This is a genomic window from Micromonospora terminaliae (assembly GCF_009671205.1).
In the GTDB taxonomy this organism is placed as follows: Bacteria; Actinomycetota; Actinomycetes; order Mycobacteriales; family Micromonosporaceae; genus Micromonospora; species Micromonospora terminaliae.
In genome coordinates this window covers 3671933-3690745 of record NZ_CP045309.1, presented here as the reverse complement: position 1 = coordinate 3690745, position 18813 = coordinate 3671933, and the positions used below count along the sequence as shown (strand labels likewise).

20 protein-coding genes are annotated in these 18813 nt (G+C 75.2%); 19 read left to right on the top strand and 1 reads right to left on the bottom strand.

The window, feature by feature from the left end:
- Positions 1-30 precede the first annotated feature (30 nt).
- The 16 genes from murC to GCE86_RS16600 all read left to right on the top strand — a co-directional run bounded on the left by murC (position 31) and on the right by GCE86_RS16600 (position 14967).
- A complete protein-coding gene (gene murC / locus GCE86_RS16675; protein WP_154227830.1) occupies positions 31-1512 on the top strand; it encodes a UDP-N-acetylmuramate--L-alanine ligase in 1482 nt (493 codons plus the stop codon).
- Positions 1509-2327 (top strand): cell division protein FtsQ/DivIB, encoded by an 819-nt coding sequence (locus GCE86_RS16670; RefSeq protein ID WP_154227829.1) that lies wholly within the window; start codon positions 1509-1511, stop codon positions 2325-2327. The genes murC and GCE86_RS16670 overlap by 4 nt, the downstream gene beginning before the upstream one ends.
- A gap of 238 nt (positions 2328-2565) precedes the next feature.
- The gene (gene ftsZ, locus GCE86_RS16665) at positions 2566-3681 is read left to right on the top strand and encodes a cell division protein FtsZ (RefSeq protein ID WP_154227828.1); all 1116 of its coding nucleotides are present in this window, start codon (positions 2566-2568) and stop codon (positions 3679-3681) included.
- Between the two features lie 9 nt (positions 3682-3690).
- Positions 3691-4437, top strand: coding sequence for a YggS family pyridoxal phosphate-dependent enzyme (locus GCE86_RS16660; RefSeq protein WP_154227827.1), 747 nt, complete (start codon positions 3691-3693; stop codon positions 4435-4437).
- 194 nt (positions 4438-4631) lie between these two features.
- On the top strand, positions 4632-5327 hold the full coding sequence (locus GCE86_RS16655; protein WP_154227826.1) for a cell division protein SepF: 696 nt from the start codon (positions 4632-4634) through the stop codon (positions 5325-5327).
- Positions 5328-5354: 27 nt separating this feature from the next.
- Positions 5355-5660 carry a YggT family protein gene (locus tag GCE86_RS16650; protein WP_091268049.1) on the top strand — a complete coding sequence of 102 codons (306 nt, stop codon included), beginning with the start codon at positions 5355-5357 and terminating at the stop codon, positions 5658-5660.
- A gap of 41 nt (positions 5661-5701) precedes the next feature.
- Entirely contained in the window at positions 5702-6508 is an 807-nt protein-coding gene (locus GCE86_RS16645; RefSeq protein WP_154227825.1) for a DivIVA domain-containing protein, read from the top strand.
- Positions 6509-6584: 76 nt separating this feature from the next.
- Positions 6585-7301: a hypothetical protein gene (locus tag GCE86_RS16640; RefSeq protein WP_154227824.1), complete on the top strand. Its 717-nt coding sequence runs from the start codon at positions 6585-6587 to the stop codon at positions 7299-7301.
- An 11-nt stretch (positions 7302-7312) separates the two neighbouring features.
- Entirely contained in the window at positions 7313-7612 is a 300-nt protein-coding gene (locus tag GCE86_RS16635; RefSeq protein WP_420846475.1) for a DUF167 domain-containing protein, read from the top strand.
- Positions 7613-7634: 22 nt separating this feature from the next.
- The gene (locus GCE86_RS16630; protein WP_154227823.1) at positions 7635-9140 is read left to right on the top strand and encodes a potassium/proton antiporter; all 1506 of its coding nucleotides are present in this window, start codon (positions 7635-7637) and stop codon (positions 9138-9140) included.
- A gap of 220 nt (positions 9141-9360) precedes the next feature.
- On the top strand, positions 9361-9780 hold the full coding sequence (locus GCE86_RS16625) for a TraR/DksA family transcriptional regulator (protein ID WP_091268039.1): 420 nt from the start codon (positions 9361-9363) through the stop codon (positions 9778-9780).
- 67 nt (positions 9781-9847) lie between these two features.
- Positions 9848-10450: a signal peptidase II gene (lspA, locus tag GCE86_RS16620; protein WP_154227822.1), complete on the top strand. Its 603-nt coding sequence runs from the start codon at positions 9848-9850 to the stop codon at positions 10448-10450.
- Entirely contained in the window at positions 10447-11391 is a 945-nt protein-coding gene (locus tag GCE86_RS16615; RefSeq protein WP_154227821.1) for an RluA family pseudouridine synthase, read from the top strand. The genes lspA and GCE86_RS16615 overlap by 4 nt, the downstream gene beginning before the upstream one ends.
- Before the next feature lie 7 nt (positions 11392-11398).
- Complete coding sequence (locus GCE86_RS16610) at positions 11399-12259, top strand: hypothetical protein (RefSeq protein ID WP_154227820.1); 861 nt, start codon at positions 11399-11401, stop codon at positions 12257-12259.
- Between the two features lie 141 nt (positions 12260-12400).
- Positions 12401-14008, top strand: coding sequence for an AAA family ATPase (locus GCE86_RS16605; RefSeq protein WP_154227819.1), 1608 nt, complete (start codon positions 12401-12403; stop codon positions 14006-14008).
- 47 nt (positions 14009-14055) lie between these two features.
- The gene (locus GCE86_RS16600; RefSeq protein ID WP_420846474.1) at positions 14056-14967 is read left to right on the top strand and encodes a DUF2567 domain-containing protein; all 912 of its coding nucleotides are present in this window, start codon (positions 14056-14058) and stop codon (positions 14965-14967) included.
- Here the strand turns inward: GCE86_RS16600 and GCE86_RS16595 are convergent.
- Complete coding sequence (locus GCE86_RS16595) at positions 14933-15637, bottom strand: LON peptidase substrate-binding domain-containing protein (RefSeq protein WP_154227818.1); 705 nt, start codon at positions 15635-15637, stop codon at positions 14933-14935. The two genes, GCE86_RS16600 and GCE86_RS16595, sit on opposite strands and share 35 nt — an antisense overlap.
- 107 nt (positions 15638-15744) lie before the next feature.
- Between GCE86_RS16595 and hisD the strand changes: the two genes are divergently transcribed.
- The 3 genes from hisD to hisB are packed head-to-tail and all read left to right on the top strand — an operon-like array spanning position 15745 to position 18799.
- Complete coding sequence (gene hisD, locus GCE86_RS16590) at positions 15745-17067, top strand: histidinol dehydrogenase (protein ID WP_154227817.1); 1323 nt, start codon at positions 15745-15747, stop codon at positions 17065-17067.
- Positions 17064-18191 carry a histidinol-phosphate transaminase gene (locus GCE86_RS16585; RefSeq protein WP_154227816.1) on the top strand — a complete coding sequence of 376 codons (1128 nt, stop codon included), beginning with the start codon at positions 17064-17066 and terminating at the stop codon, positions 18189-18191. Before hisD ends, GCE86_RS16585 begins: the two co-directional genes overlap by 4 nt.
- The gene (gene hisB / locus GCE86_RS16580; protein WP_154227815.1) at positions 18188-18799 is read left to right on the top strand and encodes an imidazoleglycerol-phosphate dehydratase HisB; all 612 of its coding nucleotides are present in this window, start codon (positions 18188-18190) and stop codon (positions 18797-18799) included. Before GCE86_RS16585 ends, hisB begins: the two co-directional genes overlap by 4 nt.
- Positions 18800-18813 lie beyond the last annotated feature (14 nt).

Sequence of the window (18813 nt, the reverse complement as noted above, 5' to 3'; positions counted from 1 at the left end):
GGCGGCCGCCGCGACCGGAAGGTACGTCGCATGAACACCGCGCAGTTCACCCCCGCCGGCACGATGACCGCGGAGGACCTGGGCCGGATCCACCTCATCGGGGTGGGCGGCGTCGGCATGAGCGGCCTGGCCCGGCTCTTCCTCACCCGGGGCCTGCCGGTCTCCGGCAGCGAGCTGCGGGAGTGGCCGTCCCTGGCCGGCCTGCGGGCGCTCGGCGGCACCATCCACATGAGCCACGAGGCGGCCAACCTCGACGGCGTGGACACAGTCGTCTACTCGTCGGCCATCCCGCAGGACCACCTGGAGATGGTCGAGGCGCGCCGCCGCGGCCTGCGGGTGCTGCACCGCTCGGAGGCCCTCGCGGCCGCCATGACCGGCCGCCGCACCGTGGCCGTCGCCGGCACCCACGGCAAGACCACCACCACCTCGATGGTCACCATGGTGCTCCAGCAGGCCGGCGCCGATCCGTCCTTCGTGATCGGCGGCGAGATCTCCGAGGTCGGCTCCGGCGCCCACCACGGCACCGGCGAGTACTTCGTGGTCGAGGCGGACGAGAGCGACCGCTCGTTCCTCATCTACCGCCCGTACGTGTCGATCATCACGAACATCGAGGCCGACCACCTCAACACCTACGGCGACCTGGCCAACCTGGAGGCGACGTTCGCCGAGTTCGCCCGGCTCACCGACCCCGAGGGTTTCATCGTCACCTGCGCCGACGACCCGGGCGGGCGCCGGCTGGCCGAGACGCTGCGGGCCGAGGGCCGCCGGGTCTGGACGTACGGCGAGTCCGCCGACGCCGACCTGAAGCTCAGCGGGATGGCGTCCTCCGCGCAGGGGGTGCGCTACCTGGCCGAGATCGAGGGCCGGTCGCTCGGCGAGATCCGGCTCCCGGTGCCGGGGCGGCACATGGGGCTCAACAGCGCCTCCGCGGTGCTCGCCGCGTACCTGATGGAGCTGCCGATCACGGCGGCGGAGGCCGCGCTCGGCGCGTTCCCCGGCGTGCGGCGGCGCTTCGAGCGCAAGGGCGTCGCCGACGGCGTGCTGGTCTACGACGAGTACGCCTACCACCCGACCTCGATGACGCTGGCGCTGCAGACGCTGCGCGAGGTGGCCGGCGAGGGCCGGCTCATCGTGGTCTTCCAGCCCTACCGGCTCTACCGCACCCGGGACCTCCAGGCGGAGATCGCCGCCGCCCTCGGCATCGCCGACGAGCTGGTGCTGCTGGAGGTCTTCGGCCCGGGCGAGCTGCGCCAGCCCGGCGAGGGCTCGGCCGCGCTGCTGTCGGTGGTGCCGCTCCCGCCCGACCGGAAGGTCTTCGTCGAGGCGTGGGACGACGTGCCGGCCGAGGTGGCCCGCCGGGCCCGGCCGGGCGACGTGGTGGTGACCATGGGCGCGCCGCCGATCTCGCTGATGGGCGACCAGTTGCTCGACGCCCTGCTGGCCCGGACCGGTGGCGCCGCGGCGATCGGCACCGGCGTCGACCCGGACGGCGCGGCGGCCACGGCCGGATGAGCCCCGGCCCGGCCCGCGGCCGCACCCCCGGCCAGGACGGCGGGGCCGGCCGGCGCAACCCGGCCCGGCGGTGGCAGCTGGTCCGGGCCGGCGCGGACGCCGTACCCCCGTCCACCCGGCGCTTCATGGCCCGGGCCCGGCAGCGGCGGATGCGCGCCGCGCTGCCCTGGGCGGTCACCGTCGCCGTGCTGGCGGTCGCCGGGCTGGTCGCCTGGACCGTGCTGGGCACCGGCCTCTTCGGTGTCCGGGAGGTGCGGGTGGTCGGCGCGACGCTGGTCACCCCGGTCGAGGTACGCGACGCCGCGGCCGTGCCCGACGAGGCCCCGCTGGCCCGGGTGGATCTGGCCGCGACCGCCCGCCGCGTCGGCACGCTCGCTCCGGTGGAGCGGGCCACGGTGGAGCGGGACTGGCCGGGCACCCTGGTGATCCGGGTGGTGGAACGCACCCCGGTGGCGGCGGTGCCGCAGGGCGAGCGCTGGGCGGTCGTCGACCGGGCCGGCGTGGTCTTCCAGACCCTGGACCAGGCGCCCGCCGGGCTGCCGCTCGTCCGGGTCGGCCGGCCGGCTCCCGACGATCCCGGTACCCGGGCGGGGCTGGACGTGCTCGCCGCGCTCAGCCCGAAGCTGCGCGCCGAACTGGTCGCGGTGGACGTGGCCGGGCTGGCCCGGATCACCCTGCTGCTGCGCGACGACCGGAAGGTGGTCTGGGGCGACGCGACCCGCAGCCCGGACAAGTCCAAGGTGGCCACCGCCCTGCTCGGTCGGAAGGCCGACACGATCGACGTCAGCGCACCGGACGTGGTCACCTTCCAGTGATCCGCCGGTGCGGCGACGTGAGCCGGCCCGCTCCCCGGGCGACACGCCGGAAAGGTCCTTGGCTCAGCGCGCGGCGGCGCATACGTTGCCCCGAAGAGATCAGTGGTTGACATCGCTCTAAGCCTCTAGTAGAGGGTGAGGGTTTCAGCCGTCGGAACAGCTGGGAAATGCTCCGCCGCTGGTCTGGCAAAGCCGTGTGGGGTCGGCCCATGCCAATCTCGAAGGGAAAGGACCGGAGATGACACCTCCGCACAACTACCTGGCGGTCATCAAGGTCGTCGGCATCGGGGGCGGCGGCGTGAACGCCGTCAACCGGATGATCGAGGTTGGGCTCAAGGGCGTCGAGTTCATCGCGATCAACACCGACGCGCAGGCGCTGCTGATGAGCGACGCCGACGTCAAGCTCGACGTCGGCCGGGAGTTGACCCGCGGCCTGGGCGCCGGCGCCAACCCCGACGTGGGCAAGAACGCCGCCGAGGACCACCGCGACGAGATCGAGGAGGTGCTCAAGGGCGCCGACATGGTCTTCGTGACCTGCGGTGAGGGCGGCGGCACGGGCACCGGCGGCGCGCCGGTGGTGGCCAACATCGCCCGCAAGCTCGGCGCGCTCACCATCGGCGTGGTCACCCGGCCGTTCTCGTTCGAGGGCAAGCGCCGCCAGGTGCAGGCCGAGTCCGGCATCGAGGAGCTGCGCAACCAGTGCGACACGCTCATCGTGATCCCGAACGACCGGCTGCTCGCGCTCGGCGACCGGAACATCTCCATGATGGACGCCTTCCGCACCGCGGACCAGGTGCTCCTCTCCGGTGTCCAGGGCATCACCGACCTGATCACGACGCCGGGTCTGATCAACCTGGACTTCGCCGACGTGAAGAGCGTGATGAGCGGCGCCGGCAGCGCGCTCATGGGCATCGGCAGCGCCCGCGGTGAGAACCGCGCCGTGGAGGCGGCCGAGGCGGCCATCTCCAGCCCGCTGCTGGAGCAGAGCATGGACGGCGCGCGGGGCGTGCTGCTCTCCATCGCTGGCGGTTCCGACCTGGGCCTGTTCGAGATCAACGACGCGGCGCAGCTGGTCACCGACGCGGCCCACCCGGAGGCGAACATCATCTTCGGCGCGGTCATCGACGACGCGCTCGGCGACGAGGTGCGGGTCACCGTGATCGCGGCGGGCTTCGACGGTGGCATGCCGGCGTACAAGGCCGCCGACGCGCCCCGCAAGAGCAACCAGAACCAGCCGGCGCAGCCGAATCCGCCGGTCGCGCCGCCGGCCGCCGTGCCCCCGCCGCAGCAGTCGCCGCGCCGGGTGCTCTTCGACGACGTCGACGTGCCGGACTTCCTCAAGAACGGGTCCTGAGCCGCGCCGATGACCGATTCACCGACCACGGTGCGACCCGACCGTCGCGCCGAGCTCGCGGCCGGCCTCGCCCGGGTCCGGGCCCGCATCGCCGACGCCTGTGCGGCGGCGGGCCGGGACCGGGGCGAGGTCACGCTGGTCGCGGTGACCAAGACGTACCCGGCCGCCGACGTGGTCGCGCTGGCCGGGCTCGGGGTGACCGACGTGGGGGAGAACCGCGACCAGGAGGCCGCACCGAAGGCCGCCGAGGCGGCCGCCGCCGGTGCCGTGCCGCGCTGGCACTTCATCGGCCAGCTCCAGCGCAACAAGGCCCGCTCGGTGGTCCGCTACGCCGACGTGGTCCAGTCGGTCGACAGCGTGCGGCTGGCGACCGCTCTGGACGGCGCGGCGACCGCCGCCCGGGACCGGCCGCTGGACGTGCTCGTGCAGGTGAGCGTCGACGGCGATCCGGTACGCGGCGGTGCGCTGCCGGACGCGGCCGACCCGGACCGGGGCCTCGGTGCGGTGGCCGCGGCGGTGGCCGGAGCCGGCGCGTTGCGGCTCGCCGGCCTCATGGCGGTCGCCCCGCTGGGTTGGGAACCGGAGCGGGCGTTCGGCCGGCTGGCCGAGGTGGCGGCGCGATTCCGCGCCGACCATCCCGGCGCGACGGTGCTCTCCGCGGGAATGAGCGGCGATCTGGAAATCGCGATCGGATACGGCGCGACACATGTCCGCGTCGGCAGCGCGTTGCTCGGAATGCGCCCCACGCTGCGGTAGCCTGACCGCGAAAGAAGCAAATTACATCAGTGTTGTTCAGGAACGGCATTCCCGTAGCCGGGGGCCGTGGCGAGCGGACCGCGAATCGCTCGCCCGGGGATTGCCGATCCGGTCCGGTGGGCATCGTTGTCCACTCGTGATCAAGCGACACGGCACGGGGGCGCGTGCCGCACGGCGGACGGAAGGGCGCGGGGATGGGTGCACTGCGCAAGGCGGGGGTCTGGCTCGGTCTCGTCGAGGAGGACGATGAGCGGGCGTACGACGACGGTGGCTACGACAAGGGTGGCTACCGCGAGTCGCGCTACCGGTCGAGCCGATACGCGGAGGAGTTCGCCGACGACGAGGACGACGAGTCCGAGGAGCCGCCGGCGACCCGTGGGCGGACGGGCGACCGCGGCCGGCTGACCGAGCGCGCGTCGAGCCGCGCCGTCGAGACCGACCGTGCCGAGGTGGAGCGGCCGGAGCGGACCGAGCGGTCCAGCGTCCGGTCGATCACCCGCTCCGGCGCGGGCGAGACCTCCGGCGCGCTGACCTACCACACCCGGGACAACCTCGCCCTGGCGCCGCAGGCCCAGCCGCGCGAGCGGGCCGTGGTGCCCGAGGACGAGCAGCGCTACCAGATCACCACGCTGCACCCGACGACCTACCGCGAGGCGCGCACCATCGGTGAGCACTTCCGCGACGGCGTGCCGGTGATCATCAACCTCACCGAGATGGACGAGGCGGACGCCCGCCGTCTGGTCGACTTCGCTGCCGGGCTCGCGTTCGGCCTGCGCGGTACGATCGAGCGCGTGACCAACCGGGTGTTCCTGCTCTCACCGGCCAACGTCCAGGTCACCGCGGAGGACAAGGCCAAGATCGCTGAGGGCGGCTTTTTCAGCCTGAGCTAGCCCGCGCGACCGAGGGACTCGCCTGCCGTGTTGTCGATCCTGTTCCAGGTGCTCTATCTGCTCCTGTATTTCTTCCTGCTTGTGCTTTTGGCCCGATTTGTCCTCGGCGCCGTTCTGGCCTACGGTCGCCGCTGGCAACCGGGCCGTGGAGCATCGGCAGGATTGGAAGTCGTGTGGAGCGTCACTGATCCGCCCCTGCGAGCGTTGAGGCGTGTGATCCCACCACTGCGAATTGGTACCGTGAGCATCGACCTGGCCTCCCTTGTGCTCCTGGTTATCCTGTTCGTGCTGATGGAGTTCGTGTTTAGGCGCCTGATCCTGGCCTTTGCCTGACCAGAGCGCTTTCGCGGCCGCAACTGACCCGAGGAGTTTCGATGCCGCTGACCCCGGCCGACGTCCACAACGTCGCCTTCAAAAAGCCGCCGATCGGCAAGCGGGGGTATGACGAGGAGGAGGTCGACGCCTTCCTGGACGAGGTCGAGCGCGAGCTTGCCCGTCTGATCGAGGAGAACAACGAGCTGCGCGCCCAGGTGGAGCGCGGCGGTCGGGGCGGGGCTCCCGCCGGCCCCGGCGGCGACGCCCGCCTCGCGGCGGAGCTCAACGACGTCAAGGCCCAGCTCGACCGGGTGCAGCGCGACAAGGCGGCCGCCGAGCAGGCGGCACGGGCGATGCAGGCCGAGCTCGAGCAGGTCCGCGCCCAGGGTGGCCCGGCGACCTCCGCCGCCGACGGCGAGCAGCAGGCGCTGCGGGTGCTCATGATGGCCCAGCGCACCGCCGACGACCACGTGTCCGACGCCCGGCGCGAGGCCGACCAGCTGCTCTCCGAGGCCCGTTCCAAGGCCGAGGAGGTCACCCGCGAGGCCCGCGCCAAGGCCGACGCCCTGGAGCGGGACGCCCGCCAGCGGCACCAGGAGGCCATGGGCGGCCTGGACGCCAAGCGCACCGCGCTGCAGAAGCACATCGAGGAGCTCAAGCAGTTCGAGCGCGAGTACCGCACCCGGCTCAAGGCCTACCTGGAGAGCCAGCTGCGTGACCTCGACGGTCGCGGCCAGGGCCTCGAGGTCGAGATGAACCGCTCCGAGGGCACCCGTGCCGCCGGCGGCAGCAACGGCCTCGCCACCGCCGGCCTCGCCGGCTCCTACGGCGGGGGCCGCACGGGCTCGCTCGAGTCCGGCCGCTGATCCCGCCGTCGGTGGCCGTCCCCGCGGCGGCCACCGACCGCACCGACGACCGACACGACGCGGCCGGGGGTGAGCCGTGACAGCAGCCAGCGTCCCGCTCATCCTCGTCGCCGTCGTGCTCCTGGTGGCCGGGCTGGCCAGTGGGTCGAGCCCGCTGCTGATCATCTCGATCGCGACCAGCCTGCTGGCCGCCGTCGCCCTCGTGGCGGGCACCCGCCGGGCGGCCGCCGCCCGGGCAGCGGCGGGCCGGGAGACCGGGCCGCGCCGCCGGACCGCGCCGACCGGCCCGTCCCCGGACGAGCCGGAGTTCGCGGTCCCGCACCACACGTCGACGACGGGCACCGGTGGACCGGGGTGGCGGCAACCACCCGGTCCACCGGTGACCGACCCGCCGACCGCGTCCGACCCGTACTCGCCGCCCGAGCCCTACGCGCCGGCGGCCGCGTTCGATCCGCCGGCCGAGCCCTACTCACCGCCCACGCCGCGCGAGCCGTCCCGTGCCGAGGCGGCGTTCGACGGGCCCGCGCCCACGTCACCGGCGCCCGACGGCCCGTTCGAGGGTGACCCGCCCGCCGAGTTCCTCACCGACGGGGAGGTCGCCCGGCTGGTCCGGCTCGACGGCGAGGTCCGCGTGGTCGACGGCCATCCCCGCTTCCACCTGCCCGGCTGCGCCCAGCTGGTGGGCCGGGCCGACGAGCCGCTGCCGGTCGCCGAGGCGGTCGAGCTGGGCTTCACCCCGTGCGGTCGCTGCGCACCGGCGACCACGCTGCTCGCCGAGGCCCGGCCGCGCTGATCATGGTGACCATGGACGACGCGCTCACTGTCGCCGTACGCGTGAAGCCCGGCGCCTCGCGGGCCCGCGTCGGCGGCCGGTTCGACGGGCCGCACGGGCCGGCCCTGGTCGTGGCGGTGAACGCGCCGGCGGTCGACGGCCGGGCCACCGAGGCGGCCCGCCGGGCCCTGGCCGACGCGCTCGGCGTCCGGCCGGCGGCGGTCTCCCTGCGGGCCGGCGCGGCCAGCCGGGACAAGCTCTTCCTGGTCGCGCACCCGGCCCCCGGGCTGCCCGACGTGCTCCGGCGCCTCCGCGACGGATCGGCCGGGTGAGGACCCTCCGGACGGGCCGGGCATGACGCCGGGGCTCGATGTCGCGCTGCTGGTCGGCGCGGCCGTCCTGCTCGTGGCGGTGGGCGCCGTGCGGTTCTCCACCCGGCTCGGCGTGCCGAGTCTCCTGGCCTACCTGGCGCTCGGGGTGGCCATCGGCGAGGCCGGCCTCGGCATCCGCTTCGACGACGTCGAGCTGACCCGGGTGCTCGGCTTCTGCGCGCTCATCGTGATCATCGCGGAGGGCGGGCTGAGCGCCCGGTGGAGCACCCTGCGGCCGGTGCTCGGCCTGGCCACGGCGCTCTCCACGGTCGGCGTGGCGGTCAGCATCCTGGTCGTCGGCGTGGTGGTGCACCTGTTGCTCGGCCTGGACTGGCGGCTGGCGCTGCTCTACGGCGCGGTGCTCTCCTCCACGGACGCGGCGGCCGTCTTCGCCACCCTGCGGCGACTGCGCCTGCCGCCCCGGCTGGTGGCCACCCTGGAGGCCGAGTCCGGGATCAACGACGCCCCGGTCGTCATCCTCGTGCTGCTGCTGTCCCGCGCCGGCGTGGAGGCCGCCCACCCCTGGTGGTACGAGGTGCTCCTGGTCGGCTACGAGCTGGGCGTCGGCGCGGCGGTCGGGGTGGCCGCCGGCATCACCGGCCGGTACGTGCTGCGCCGGGCCGCCCTGCCGTCCGCCGGCCTCTACCCGATCGCGGTGGTGGGCTTCACGGTCCTGGCGTACGCGGCCGGCTCGGTGCTGCACGCCTCCGGCTTCCTCGCCGTCTACGTGACCGGCGTGCTGCTCGGCAACGCCCGGCTGCCGCACCGGCAGGCCATCCTGGGCTTCGCCGACGGGCTGGCCTGGCTGGCCCAGATCGGCCTGTTCGTGCTGCTCGGCCTGCTGGTCTCGCCGAGCCGGCTGGACGCGGCGGTGCTGCCGGCGGTGGTCACCGGGCTGGCCCTGCTGCTGCTCGCCCGGCCGCTGTCGGTGGCGGTCTCGGCGCTGCCGTTCCGGATCGGGTTGCGCGAGCAGTTGTTCCTCTCCTGGGCCGGGTTGCGGGGCGCGGTGCCGATCGTGCTGGCCACCATCCCGCTCTCGCTGCGGGTGCCGGGCGCCGACCGGCTCTTCGACGCGGTCTTCGTGCTGGTGGTGATCTTCACGCTGCTCCAGGCCGGGACCCTGGCGCCGGCGGCCCGCCGGCTCCGGGTGACCGCGCCGGCCGAGGCCGCCGAGATCCTGCTGGAGACGGCCCCGCTGGAGCGGATGCGGGCCGACCTGCTCCAGCTGGAGGTGCCGCCGGGCTCCCGGCTCGGCGGGGTGCACGTGGACGAGCTGCGGCTGCCGGTGGGCGCCTCGGTGACGCTGGTGCTGCGCGACGGCGCCGGTTTCGTGCCCGGCCCGGACACCCGGCTCAAGGTCGGGGACAGCCTGCTCATCGTGGCCACCGCGGAGGTGCGGGACGAGGCGGAGCGCCGGCTGCGGGCGGTGAGCCGCCGGGGTCGACTGGCCCGGTGGTTTGGCGAGTACGGCGAGGACCGGACCGGCTGATCTGCTAGCGTTCCCTTTGCCCCAATTGGTGGCTGTTCGGGGCTGAAACGCGGTGCGACGGTGCGGCACGTTGTCGGACGCCGATACGTTCCGTATTCTTGCCACCCTCCGGAGTGCGCGGCCTGGCTGCCGCGCGCCCGTTCTGTACCCGGGGACGCCGTAGCGGCGATCCCCGCCCAGGCACGTTGACCGCCGCGGTACGCGGCTGAGGGAGCTGACGATGGCGAAGCCAGCCGACACCAGGACCGCCGGCCGCAAGCCGGTGGCGAAGGCCACCCGCAGCGCCGCGGAGACCGAGAAGATCCGGGCCGCCCTGGCGGCACGACGGGACGAGCTCAACGCCGAGTACGATCAGACGCTGAGCGAGATCACCGAGCTGCAGCGCGACCGGCTGACCGACTCGGCCGGGGACGACCAGGCCGACACCGGCACCAAGACGTTCGAGCGCGAGCAGGAGATCTCACTCGCCAACAGCATCAAGGAACGGATCACGCAGGTCGAGCGCGCGCTGGAGCGGCTCGACGAGGGTGGCTACGGCTGGTGTGAGCGGTGCGGCAACCCGATCCCGGTGGAGCGGCTCGCCGCCTTCCCGTCGGCCACCCTCTGCGTGAGCTGCAAGCAGCTGGAGGAGCGGCGCTGACGTCCCTTCCCCGGCGGCCGAACGGCAGACGGTGACCGCCACCGTCGCGAGCGTCGATGGGGAGCAGATGACCGCAGCACCGCCCGCCGGGTCCGGCACCGCCGAGCCGGGCACCGGCACGCCCCGCCGCAAGGCGACCGGCCTGCTGCTCGGCGTGGCCCTGGCCTCGCTCGTCGCCGACCTGGTCACCAAGCAACTCGCGCTGTCGGAGCTGACCGGGCGGGGCCCGGTGTCGCTGCTCGGCGGCGCCGTCTATCTCAGCCTGACCCGCAACAGCGGCGCCGCGTGGAGCATCGGCTCCGACCACACCTGGGTCTTCCCGTTGATCACCATCGGCGTGGTCGCCTGGATCGCCTGGATGGCGCTGCGGCTGCGGTCGCTGCCCTGGGCCGTGTCGCTCGGGCTCGTGCTGGGCGGGGCGCTGGGCAACCTCACCGACCGGATCTTCCGGGCCCCCGGGCACTTCGTCGGCCACGTGGTCGACATGGTCAGCCTCTTCGACCCGTACGGGCAGGTCTGGCCGGTGTTCAACCTGGCCGACAGCTCGCTGGTGTGCGGCGTGCTGCTGGCCGTGTTCCTGGAGCTGACCGGCCGGCAGCGGGACGGCTCCCGGGCCACCGCCGAGCGGTCCGGCGAGCAGACCCCCGCCGGGCAGCGGGAGGCCGCGTGACCTCCGCCTTCGCCGCCGGCGGCGACCACCGCTCCCTGCCCGTCCCGGACGGGCTCGACGGCATGCGGCTGGACCAGGCCGTGTCCCGGCTCTTCGGGCTGTCCCGCACGGCCGCGGCGGCGCTGGTCGACGCCGGGGACGCGCTGGTCGACGGCACGGTCCGGCCCAACTCCCACAAGGTCAAGGCGGGCTCCTGGCTGGAGGTCACGCTGCCCGCGCCGGCCGCCCCGCCGACCGTGGTGCCGCAGGCCGTGCCCGGCCTCACCGTGGTCTACGCCGACGACGACATCGTGGTGGTGGACAAGCCGGTCGGGGTGGCGGCCCACCCCAGCCCGGGCTGGACCGGCCCCACCGTGATCGGCGGGCTCGCGGGCATCGGCCACCGGATCTCCACCAGCGGCGCGGCCGAGCGGCAGGGCGTGGTGCACCGGCTCGACGTGGGCACCACCGGGATCATGGTGGTCGCCAAGAGCGAGCAGGCGTACACCGCGTTGAAGCGGGCGTTCAAGTACCGCGAGGTGGAGAAGCGCTACCACGCCGTGGTGCAGGGCCACCCGGACCCGCTGCGCGGCACCATCGACGCCCCGATCGACCGGCACCCGCACCACGACTACCGCTGGGCGGTGGTCTCCGGCGGCAAGCCGAGCATCACCCACTACGACACGCTCGAGGCGTTCCCCGCGGCCAGCCTGCTCGACGTGCGGCTGGAGACGGGGCGTACCCACCAGATCCGGGTGCACTTCTCGACGCTGCGGCACCCCTGCGTGGGCGACCTCACCTACGGCGCCGACCCGACCCTGTCCGCCCGGCTCGGGCTGAGCCGGCAGTGGCTGCACGCCCGCTCGCTGAGCTTCGCGCACCCGCGCACGGGCGACGAGGTCACCTTCGTCAGCGAATACCCGGACGACCTCGCCCGGGCGCTGGAGATCCTCGGCGACTGACCCGCCGATGAGCACCGACACCGAGCCGCCGCGCCGGTCGCGCTCCGCCGCGCTCACCTGGCTGGCCCTGGCCTGCGCGCTGGTGGTGCTGGTGGTCGCCGTCGCCCAGCGGCGGGACCGGCCGGTGGGGGACCAGACGGTGGGCGAGGTGACCCGGGTCGGCGTGGCCGACGGCGCGTCCGTCCCGGCCTACCTGCGCGCCGCCGCCGACGAACTCGCCCGGCTCGACGCCCCGGCGCCCGGCAGCTACGCCCTGGTCTCGTTCGGCGCGTACCTGACGCCGGCGCAGGTGGCCACGGCGCTCGGCGGCGCCCCGGTCTCCGCCGTGCTGGCCCGGGTGCCGGTGCCCGGGCGGCAGACCGAGATCGTCCGCATCGCCGCGCTGCGCGTCCCGGACGACGTGGTCGCCGGCATGGCCGAGGTGGCCGTGCGCAAGGACCGGGAGGCCGCCGACTACCGGGCCCGCGCCGCCGCCCCCGCGGCCACCGCCGACCCCGGGCTGCGCCGGGTGTACGACACCGGGGCCGACGTGGCGGCGCGGGAGGCGGCCGGCTACCGGGCGGCCTGCGCCTGCGTGTACGCCGCCGTGGTGCGGGACGCCCCGGACACCCTGCGGGCGCTGGCCGCCCGGTCCGGGGTCCGCGCGGTCGACCCCGCCCCGGAGGTGACCCGGCTGGACCGCACGGTGTTCACCCCGCCGCTGCCGGAGCAGCGGGACGTGGCCCGGCCGCCGGCCGACACCGGGCTCGCGCCGAGCCCTGGTATGGCCGATTCGTCGGAATCCGCACCGACGGTGACCGGATCCTCACCGGCCACCGGCCGGCCCGCCGCCGGGGCGGGACCGCCCAATCCGGCTCCCACCTCCTGAGACGCGGTGGTGGGTGGCGTACGGTCCGGCCGGGCGGTGAGGAGGGCCACCGGGGGATGTGCGAACCGGGGTGTGGTCCGAATAGGGTTTCGTTCGTAGCCTGTCAGGCGGAGATCGATGGGCTGGGGGAGGGGCGAGGCCTTGGACGGCAGCGAAACCGGCTGGGGTCGGCAGTCTGAGCCGGCACCACGGTGGCGGGCGCTGCTCGACCGGGCCCGGCTCGGCGGTCGCGGCGCGGAGCACCCCGACACCGACCACCGCGCCGAGGAGCCCCCACCGCCCCCGGAGCCGCTGCCCCGGCGCGCCGCCGGCACCGGCTGGACGGGCCGGGCGCAGGCCGTCGTCCGCCCCGCCGACGGGTCCTTCGGCGCCGAGCCGGCCTACCGCGCCGAGGCGACCTACCGGGTGGAGCCGGCCTACCGGGCCGACCCGCGCCACGGCGGCGAGCCCGCCTACCGGGCCGAGCCCGCCTACCGCGCCGAGCCGTCCTACCGCGGTGAGCCGGACGCCCGCGCCGAGCCGTCCTACCGCGCCGAGCTGGAGCCCCGCGCCGAGCCGTCCTGGCGCGGCGAGCTGGAGCCCCGCGCCGAGCCGTCCTGGCGCGGCGAGCTGGAGCCCCGCGCCGAGCCGGCCTGGCGGGCCGAGCCGGTCCGCCCGCCCGAGCCGAGCTATCCGGAGCCGCAGGCACGCGGCCGGGGCACCGCCTCGGTCGAGTCCCGCTACGCCCTGCTCGACGGCGGCTACCAGCCCGACCCGGCCCCGGCGGAGTCCCGCTACGCGCTGCTGGACCGGGGCCGCTACCGGCCGGAGACCCACCCCGCCCCCGAGCCGGCCCCGCTCGCCCCCGGCCACCCGGCGCCGGCCGAGGGCTACCCGGCGCGGATCGAGCCCGCGCGGATCGAGCCGGCCCGGGTGGAGTGGCGCGCGCCGGAGCCGGAGACCGACCTGGAACGGGCGGCCGGGGTGCTCCGCCGGGAGCTGGGCGGGCCCCGGGTGCTCGCCTTCGCCAACCCGAAGGGCGGGGTGCACAAGACCACCGCGACCGTGCTCGCCGCCGCCACCGTGGGCAGCGTCCGGGGGCGCGGGGTGCTCGCCTGGGACGACAACGAGCTGCGCGGCACCCTGGGCCTGCGCGCCGGCAGCGCCCGGCACGCCCGCACCATCCGGCACCTGATCCACGACCTGGCGCAGATCGAGATCCTGGAGGACGCCACCCTCCTGGAGCACCTCGACGACTACCTGCGGCACGCCTCCGACGGCTCGTACGACGTGCTGGCCGGCGAGGAGAGCCCGCGCTTCGCCCAGCGGCTGGACCAGTTCACCGTGAAGCGCGTGCTGGAGCTGCTGCGCCGCACCCACGACGTGGTCTGCGTGGACACCGGCAACAACGTCGAGAGCCCCAACTGGCGCACCGTCATGCAGGCCGCCGACCAGCTCGTGGTGACCACGGTGCCCCGCGAGGACGCCGCGTTCAGCGCGGACTGGATGCTCGACCTGCTGCACGAGGAGGGCATGGGCGAGCTCGCCGACAACGCGGTCACCCTCATCTCCTGCCCCACCCCCGGTCGCACCGCCCTCCAGGACGACCTGGAGCGGCACTTCGCCACCCGGACCCGGGCCGTGGCCGTGGTGCCCTACGACCCGGCGCTGGAGACCGGCTCCTCGATCGAGTACCACCAGCTCCAGGCGGAGACCCGGCAGGGCTGGCTCAAGGCGGCCGCCGTGATGCTGGAACCGTTCACCCGCTGACCGCCACCGCCGCCCCGCGCCGCCCCGTCGCCTGAGAGGATCACCGGGTGAGTCCGGACACCCCTGATCCCGAGCGGGCCGCCGGCGGGCCCGGCGACGCGGGCCGCCCGCCCGCCGGCGCGGACAGCTCCCCGCGCCCCGACCGGCCCACCGACGCCGCCCCGCCCCACGGGGCCCCGGACCCGGGAGAGCGGCCCGACCGCTCCCCGAGCAGCGGGGAGGACGTGCCCGGCTGGCCCGGCGGCCTGCCGGTGCCGGCCGGCACCCCGGTCACCGCGCCCGGCGCGGACCCGCTCGCCGGCTACCCGGGCGTCGTGGGCGCCGTGCCCGGCGCGCCGTCCGCCACCCGGCGGGGCGGGGGCCGGGCCGCCGGGACCGCCCTCGCCGCGGCGCTGCTGCTGACCGTGCTCGGCGCGCCGCTGGGCCTGCTCTGGTCGCTGGCGGCACCCGGCACGCCGGTGCAGATGACCGACGAGGGCGCCGTGTACGCCACCCCGCAGCCGGAGCAGCCGATCGCCGCGGACGGCTGGTTCAGCCTGCTCGGGCTCGGCTTCGGCGTGCTCGCCGCGATCGCCCTGTGGGTGGTGCTGCGCCGGCGGCGCGGCCCCGCCGGCCTGGTCGCCGGGGCGCTCGGCGGCCTCGGCGCGGCGGTCGTGGCCTGGCAGGTCGGCCGCCGGATCGGCCTCGGCACCTACCAGCGGCTGCTGGACACCGCGCCCCCCGGGACCGACTTCACCAAGCCCGCCGACCTGCGCGCCGGTGGCGTCGACTGGTACGGGCCGCTGCCCGTGCCGCACGGCAACCTGCTGCTGGCGGCGTTCGGCGCGGCCGTGACGTACACCCTGCTGGCCGGCTGGTCGAGGTGGCCCTCGCTGCGGCCGGAGCCGGAGTGGGACGGCGGCTGGGCGCCGGGCGGGCCGGGGATCAGTTCGGCGCCGGGGGACCAGCCAGCTCGCTGAGCGGCACGGGGACCGCCCGGACCTCGCGCAGCAGGGCCGTCTCCCGGTGGAGCAGCCGCAGCTCGGCCCGGAGCCGGCCGGCGGTGTCGTCGATGGCGAGCAGCCGCTGCCGGTCGTCGACGGTCAGCGCCGCGGTCGCGGCGACCAGGTGCGACAGCACCGTCGGATCCTCCGGCAGCTGCTCGGAGATCTCCTGCGGGTCCGGCCGGACGAGGCCCAGGTACTGCCGGAAGACCGAGATCACCCGGGCGGCCAGCAGGTCCGCCACCTCGTCGCTGCCGGTCGGCTCGGGCAGCCACTCGACCTCGGCGGTGAGGTAGGGCGCGGCGGCGTCGTCGACCCCGGCGATGCGGAACCGCCGCCGCCCCACCGTGACGATGTCGAACCCGCCGTCGGCCAGCTCGGTGACCTGCCGCAGCTCGGCGGTGCAGCCCACCTCGTGCAGGGTGACGTCGCCGCCGACCGGCCCCGGCCGGCCCGGGGGCCCGGCCGGCGCGACCTCCCAGCCGGCCTGGATCGCCACCACCCCGAACTCGCGTGGCGCGCCCTCGGGCAGCCCGACCAGGTGGCGCACCAGCGCCCGGTAGCGCTCCTCGAAGATGTGCAGTGGGAGGACCAGCCCCGGGAAGAGGACCGTCCCGAGCGGGAAAACCGGCAGCCGTGCGGTCACGTGATCGAGCGTATCCCGATCTCGTCCCGGGGGCGTGTCCCGGCTCACCGTCCCGGCGTACGGGCGGCTCCGGCCGGGGTGCGGGCCGGCGGCCTAGACTCGCAAGGGTGTTGAACCGGATCGACCTGCGCGGTGGGGCCCGTGACCCGCGCCGCCTGCTGCCCCGTGCCCAACTCGACGTCTCCGTGGCCGTCGAGCGGATCCGCCCCCTCGTGGAGGCGGTCCGGGAGCATGGATACCCGGCGATCCGCGAGGCGAGCGAGCGGTTCGACGGCGTCTCCCCGGAGCGGCTGCGGGTGCCGGTCGAGGTGATCCGCGCGGCCGAGGACACCCTCGACCCGCAGGTCCGCGCGGCGCTGCTGGAGTCGATCACGCGGGCCCGCAAGGTGCACGCCGACCAGCGCCGTGTCGACCACACCACCCAGGTGGTGCCGGGCGGCACGGTGACCGAGCGCTGGGTGCCGGTCGACCGGGTCGGCCTCTACGTCCCCGGCGGCCTGGCCATGTACCCGTCGACCGTGGTCATGAACGTGGTTCCCGCCCAGGCGGCCGGGGTCCGCTCGCTGGTGGTGGTCAGCCCGCCGCAGAAGGACAACGGCGGCCTGCCCGACCAGCGGGTCCTCGCCGCCTGCGCGCTGCTCGGCGTCGACGAGGTCTACGCGGTCGGCGGCGCCCAGGCGGTGGCCATGCTGGCGTACGGCGCGACCGTCGACCCGGTGGGCGCCGAGCGCTGCGAGCCCGTCGACATGATCACCGGCCCGGGCAACATCTGGGTCACCGCCGCCAAGCGGCTGCTGCGCGGCGTGGTCGGCATCGACGCCGAGGCCGGGCCCACCGAGATCGCCATCCTGGCCGACGACACCGCCGACCCGGCGCACGTCGCCGCCGACCTGATCAGCCAGGCCGAGCACGACCCCCTCGCGGCGAGCGTGCTGGTCACCCCGTCGACGGCGCTCGCCGACGCGGTCGACGCCGAGCTGGCCCGGCAGGTGCCGGCCGCCAAGCACGCCGACCGGATCGGCACCGCGCTGCACGGTGAGCAGAGCGGCGTGGTCCTCGTCGACGACCTCGAAGCCGGGCTGCGGGTGGTCGACGCGTACGCGGCCGAGCACCTGGAGATCCAGACCGAGGACGCCCGCGAGTGGGCGCTGCGGGTGCGCAACGCCGGCGCCGTCTTCGTGGGCGCCTGGTCGCCGGTGTCGCTCGGCGACTACTGCGCCGGGTCCAACCACGTGCTGCCCACCGGCGGCTGCGCCCGGCACTCCTCCGGCCTGTCGGTGCAGTCCTTCCTGCGCGGCATCCACCTCGTGGAGTACACGCGGGAGGCGCTGCGCGAGGTGGCCCCGCACGTGGTCACCCTGGCCGGAGTCGAGGACCTGCCGGCGCACGGCCAGGCGGTCAGCGCCCGCTTCCCGGGGGAGACCCCGTGACCACCCTCGACGACCTGCCGATCCGCGACGACCTGCGGGGGCTGTCGCCCTATGGCGCCCCGCAGCTCGACGTGCCGGTGCGGCTGAACACCAACGAGAACTCCTACCCGGTGCCCGAGCCGGTGGTCGAGGCGATCGGCAAGGCCGTCGCGGCCGAGCTGCGCGACCTCAACCGCTACCCCGACCGGGACGCCGTGGCGCTCCGCGCCGACCTCGCCGACTATCTCGGCCACGGGCTCACCGCCGACCAGGTGTGGGCGGCCAACGGCTCCAACGAGATCCAGCAGCAGCTGCTCCAGGCGTTCGGCGGGCCCGGCCGTACCGTGCTGGGCTTCACCCCGGCGTACTCGATGCACCCGCTGCTGGCGCTCGGCACCGGCACGGCCTGGATCCCGGGCGCCCGCGACGCGGACTTCGGGCTGACCGTTGCCGACGCGGTCGCCCAGGTCCGGGCGCACCGGCCCGACGTGGTCTTCCTCTGCTCGCCGAACAACCCGACCGGCACGGCGCTCGACCCGGCCGTGGTCGCCGCCGTGCTGGCCGAGGCGCCCGGCATGGTGGTCGTCGACGAGGCGTACGCCGAGTTCGCCCGGCCGGGCACGGTCAGCGCGCTGGCCGTGCTGCCCGGGCACCCCCGGCTCGTGGTCACCCGCACCATGAGCAAGGCGTTCGGCTTCGCCGGCGGCCGGCTCGGCTACCTGGCCGCCGACCCGGCCGTGGTGCAGGCCGTGCAGCTGGTCCGGCTGCCGTACCACCTCTCGGCGCTCACCCAGGCCGCCGCCCGCGCGGCGCTGGCCCACCGCGACGCCCTGCTCGGCACGGTCAGCGCGATCATGGAGCAGCGCGACCGGATCGTGGCCGAGCTGCGCGCACGCGGGCACCGGGTGGCCGACAGCGACGCCAACTTCGTGCTCTTCGAGGTCGGCGGCGACCGACAACTCCGGCTCGGCGCGTCTGACGCCGCGCCCCGACCCGGAGCCGTCGACCAGGCCGCCGCCTGGCGCACGCTGCTCGCCGCCGGTGTGCTGGTCCGCGACGTCGGCCTGCCGGGCTGGCTGCGGGTCACCGCCGGCACCCCCGCCGAGACCGACGCCTTTCTGTCTGCAATGGAGAAGCTGTCATGAGCCGGACCGCCCGGGTGGAGCGGATCACCAAGGAGACCAAGGTCCTCGTCGAGATCGACCTCGACGGCACCGGCAAGGCCGACATCGAGACGGGCGTCGGCTTCTACGACCACATGCTCCACCAGATCGCCCGGCACGGCGGCTTCGACCTGACCGTCCACACCGTCGGCGACCTCGAGATCGACGCCCACCACACCATGGAGGACACCGCGCTCGCCCTGGGCGCCGCGTTCGACCAGGCGCTGGGCGACAAGGCCGGCATCCGGCGATACGGCTCGGCCACCGTCCCCATGGACGAGGTGCTGGTCCGGGCCGCCGTCGACCTGTCCGGCCGGCCGTACGTGGTGCACGACGAGCCGCTGCTCGCGCCGTACATCGGGCCGGTCTACGCGACCAGCATGACCCGGCACATCTGGGAGTCGTTCGGTCAGGCGGCCCGGGTCACGCTGCACGTGGACGTGCTGCGCGCGGCCCGGCCCGGCGGCCACCCGGACGCCCACCACGTGGTCGAGGCCCAGTTCAAGGCGGTCTCCCGGGCGCTGCGCGAGGCCACCTCGATCGACCCGCGGGCCGCCGGCGCGATCCCCAGCACGAAGGGCGCGCTCTGATGAGCGCGAGGAAC

Bases quoted from the DNA above. Each gene is read 5' to 3' on its own strand.
- murC (WP_154227830.1), top strand. From the start codon at position 31: ATGAACACCGCGCAGTTCACCCCCGCCGGCACGATGACCGCGGAGGAC.
- GCE86_RS16670 (WP_154227829.1), top strand. From the start codon at position 1,509: ATGAGCCCCGGCCCGGCCCGCGGCCGCACCCCCGGCCAGGACGGCGGG.
- ftsZ (WP_154227828.1), top strand. From the start codon at position 2,566: ATGACACCTCCGCACAACTACCTGGCGGTCATCAAGGTCGTCGGCATC.
- GCE86_RS16660 (WP_154227827.1), top strand. From the start codon at position 3,691: ATGACCGATTCACCGACCACGGTGCGACCCGACCGTCGCGCCGAGCTC.
- GCE86_RS16655 (WP_154227826.1), top strand. From the start codon at position 4,632: ATGGGTGCACTGCGCAAGGCGGGGGTCTGGCTCGGTCTCGTCGAGGAG.
- GCE86_RS16645 (WP_154227825.1), top strand. From the start codon at position 5,702: ATGCCGCTGACCCCGGCCGACGTCCACAACGTCGCCTTCAAAAAGCCG.
- GCE86_RS16635 (WP_420846475.1), top strand. From the start codon at position 7,313: ATGGACGACGCGCTCACTGTCGCCGTACGCGTGAAGCCCGGCGCCTCG.
- GCE86_RS16630 (WP_154227823.1), top strand. From the start codon at position 7,635: ATGACGCCGGGGCTCGATGTCGCGCTGCTGGTCGGCGCGGCCGTCCTG.
- GCE86_RS16625 (WP_091268039.1), top strand. From the start codon at position 9,361: ATGGCGAAGCCAGCCGACACCAGGACCGCCGGCCGCAAGCCGGTGGCG.
- lspA (WP_154227822.1), top strand. From the start codon at position 9,848: ATGACCGCAGCACCGCCCGCCGGGTCCGGCACCGCCGAGCCGGGCACC.
- GCE86_RS16610 (WP_154227820.1), top strand. From the start codon at position 11,399: ATGAGCACCGACACCGAGCCGCCGCGCCGGTCGCGCTCCGCCGCGCTC.
- hisB (WP_154227815.1), top strand. From the start codon at position 18,188: ATGAGCCGGACCGCCCGGGTGGAGCGGATCACCAAGGAGACCAAGGTC.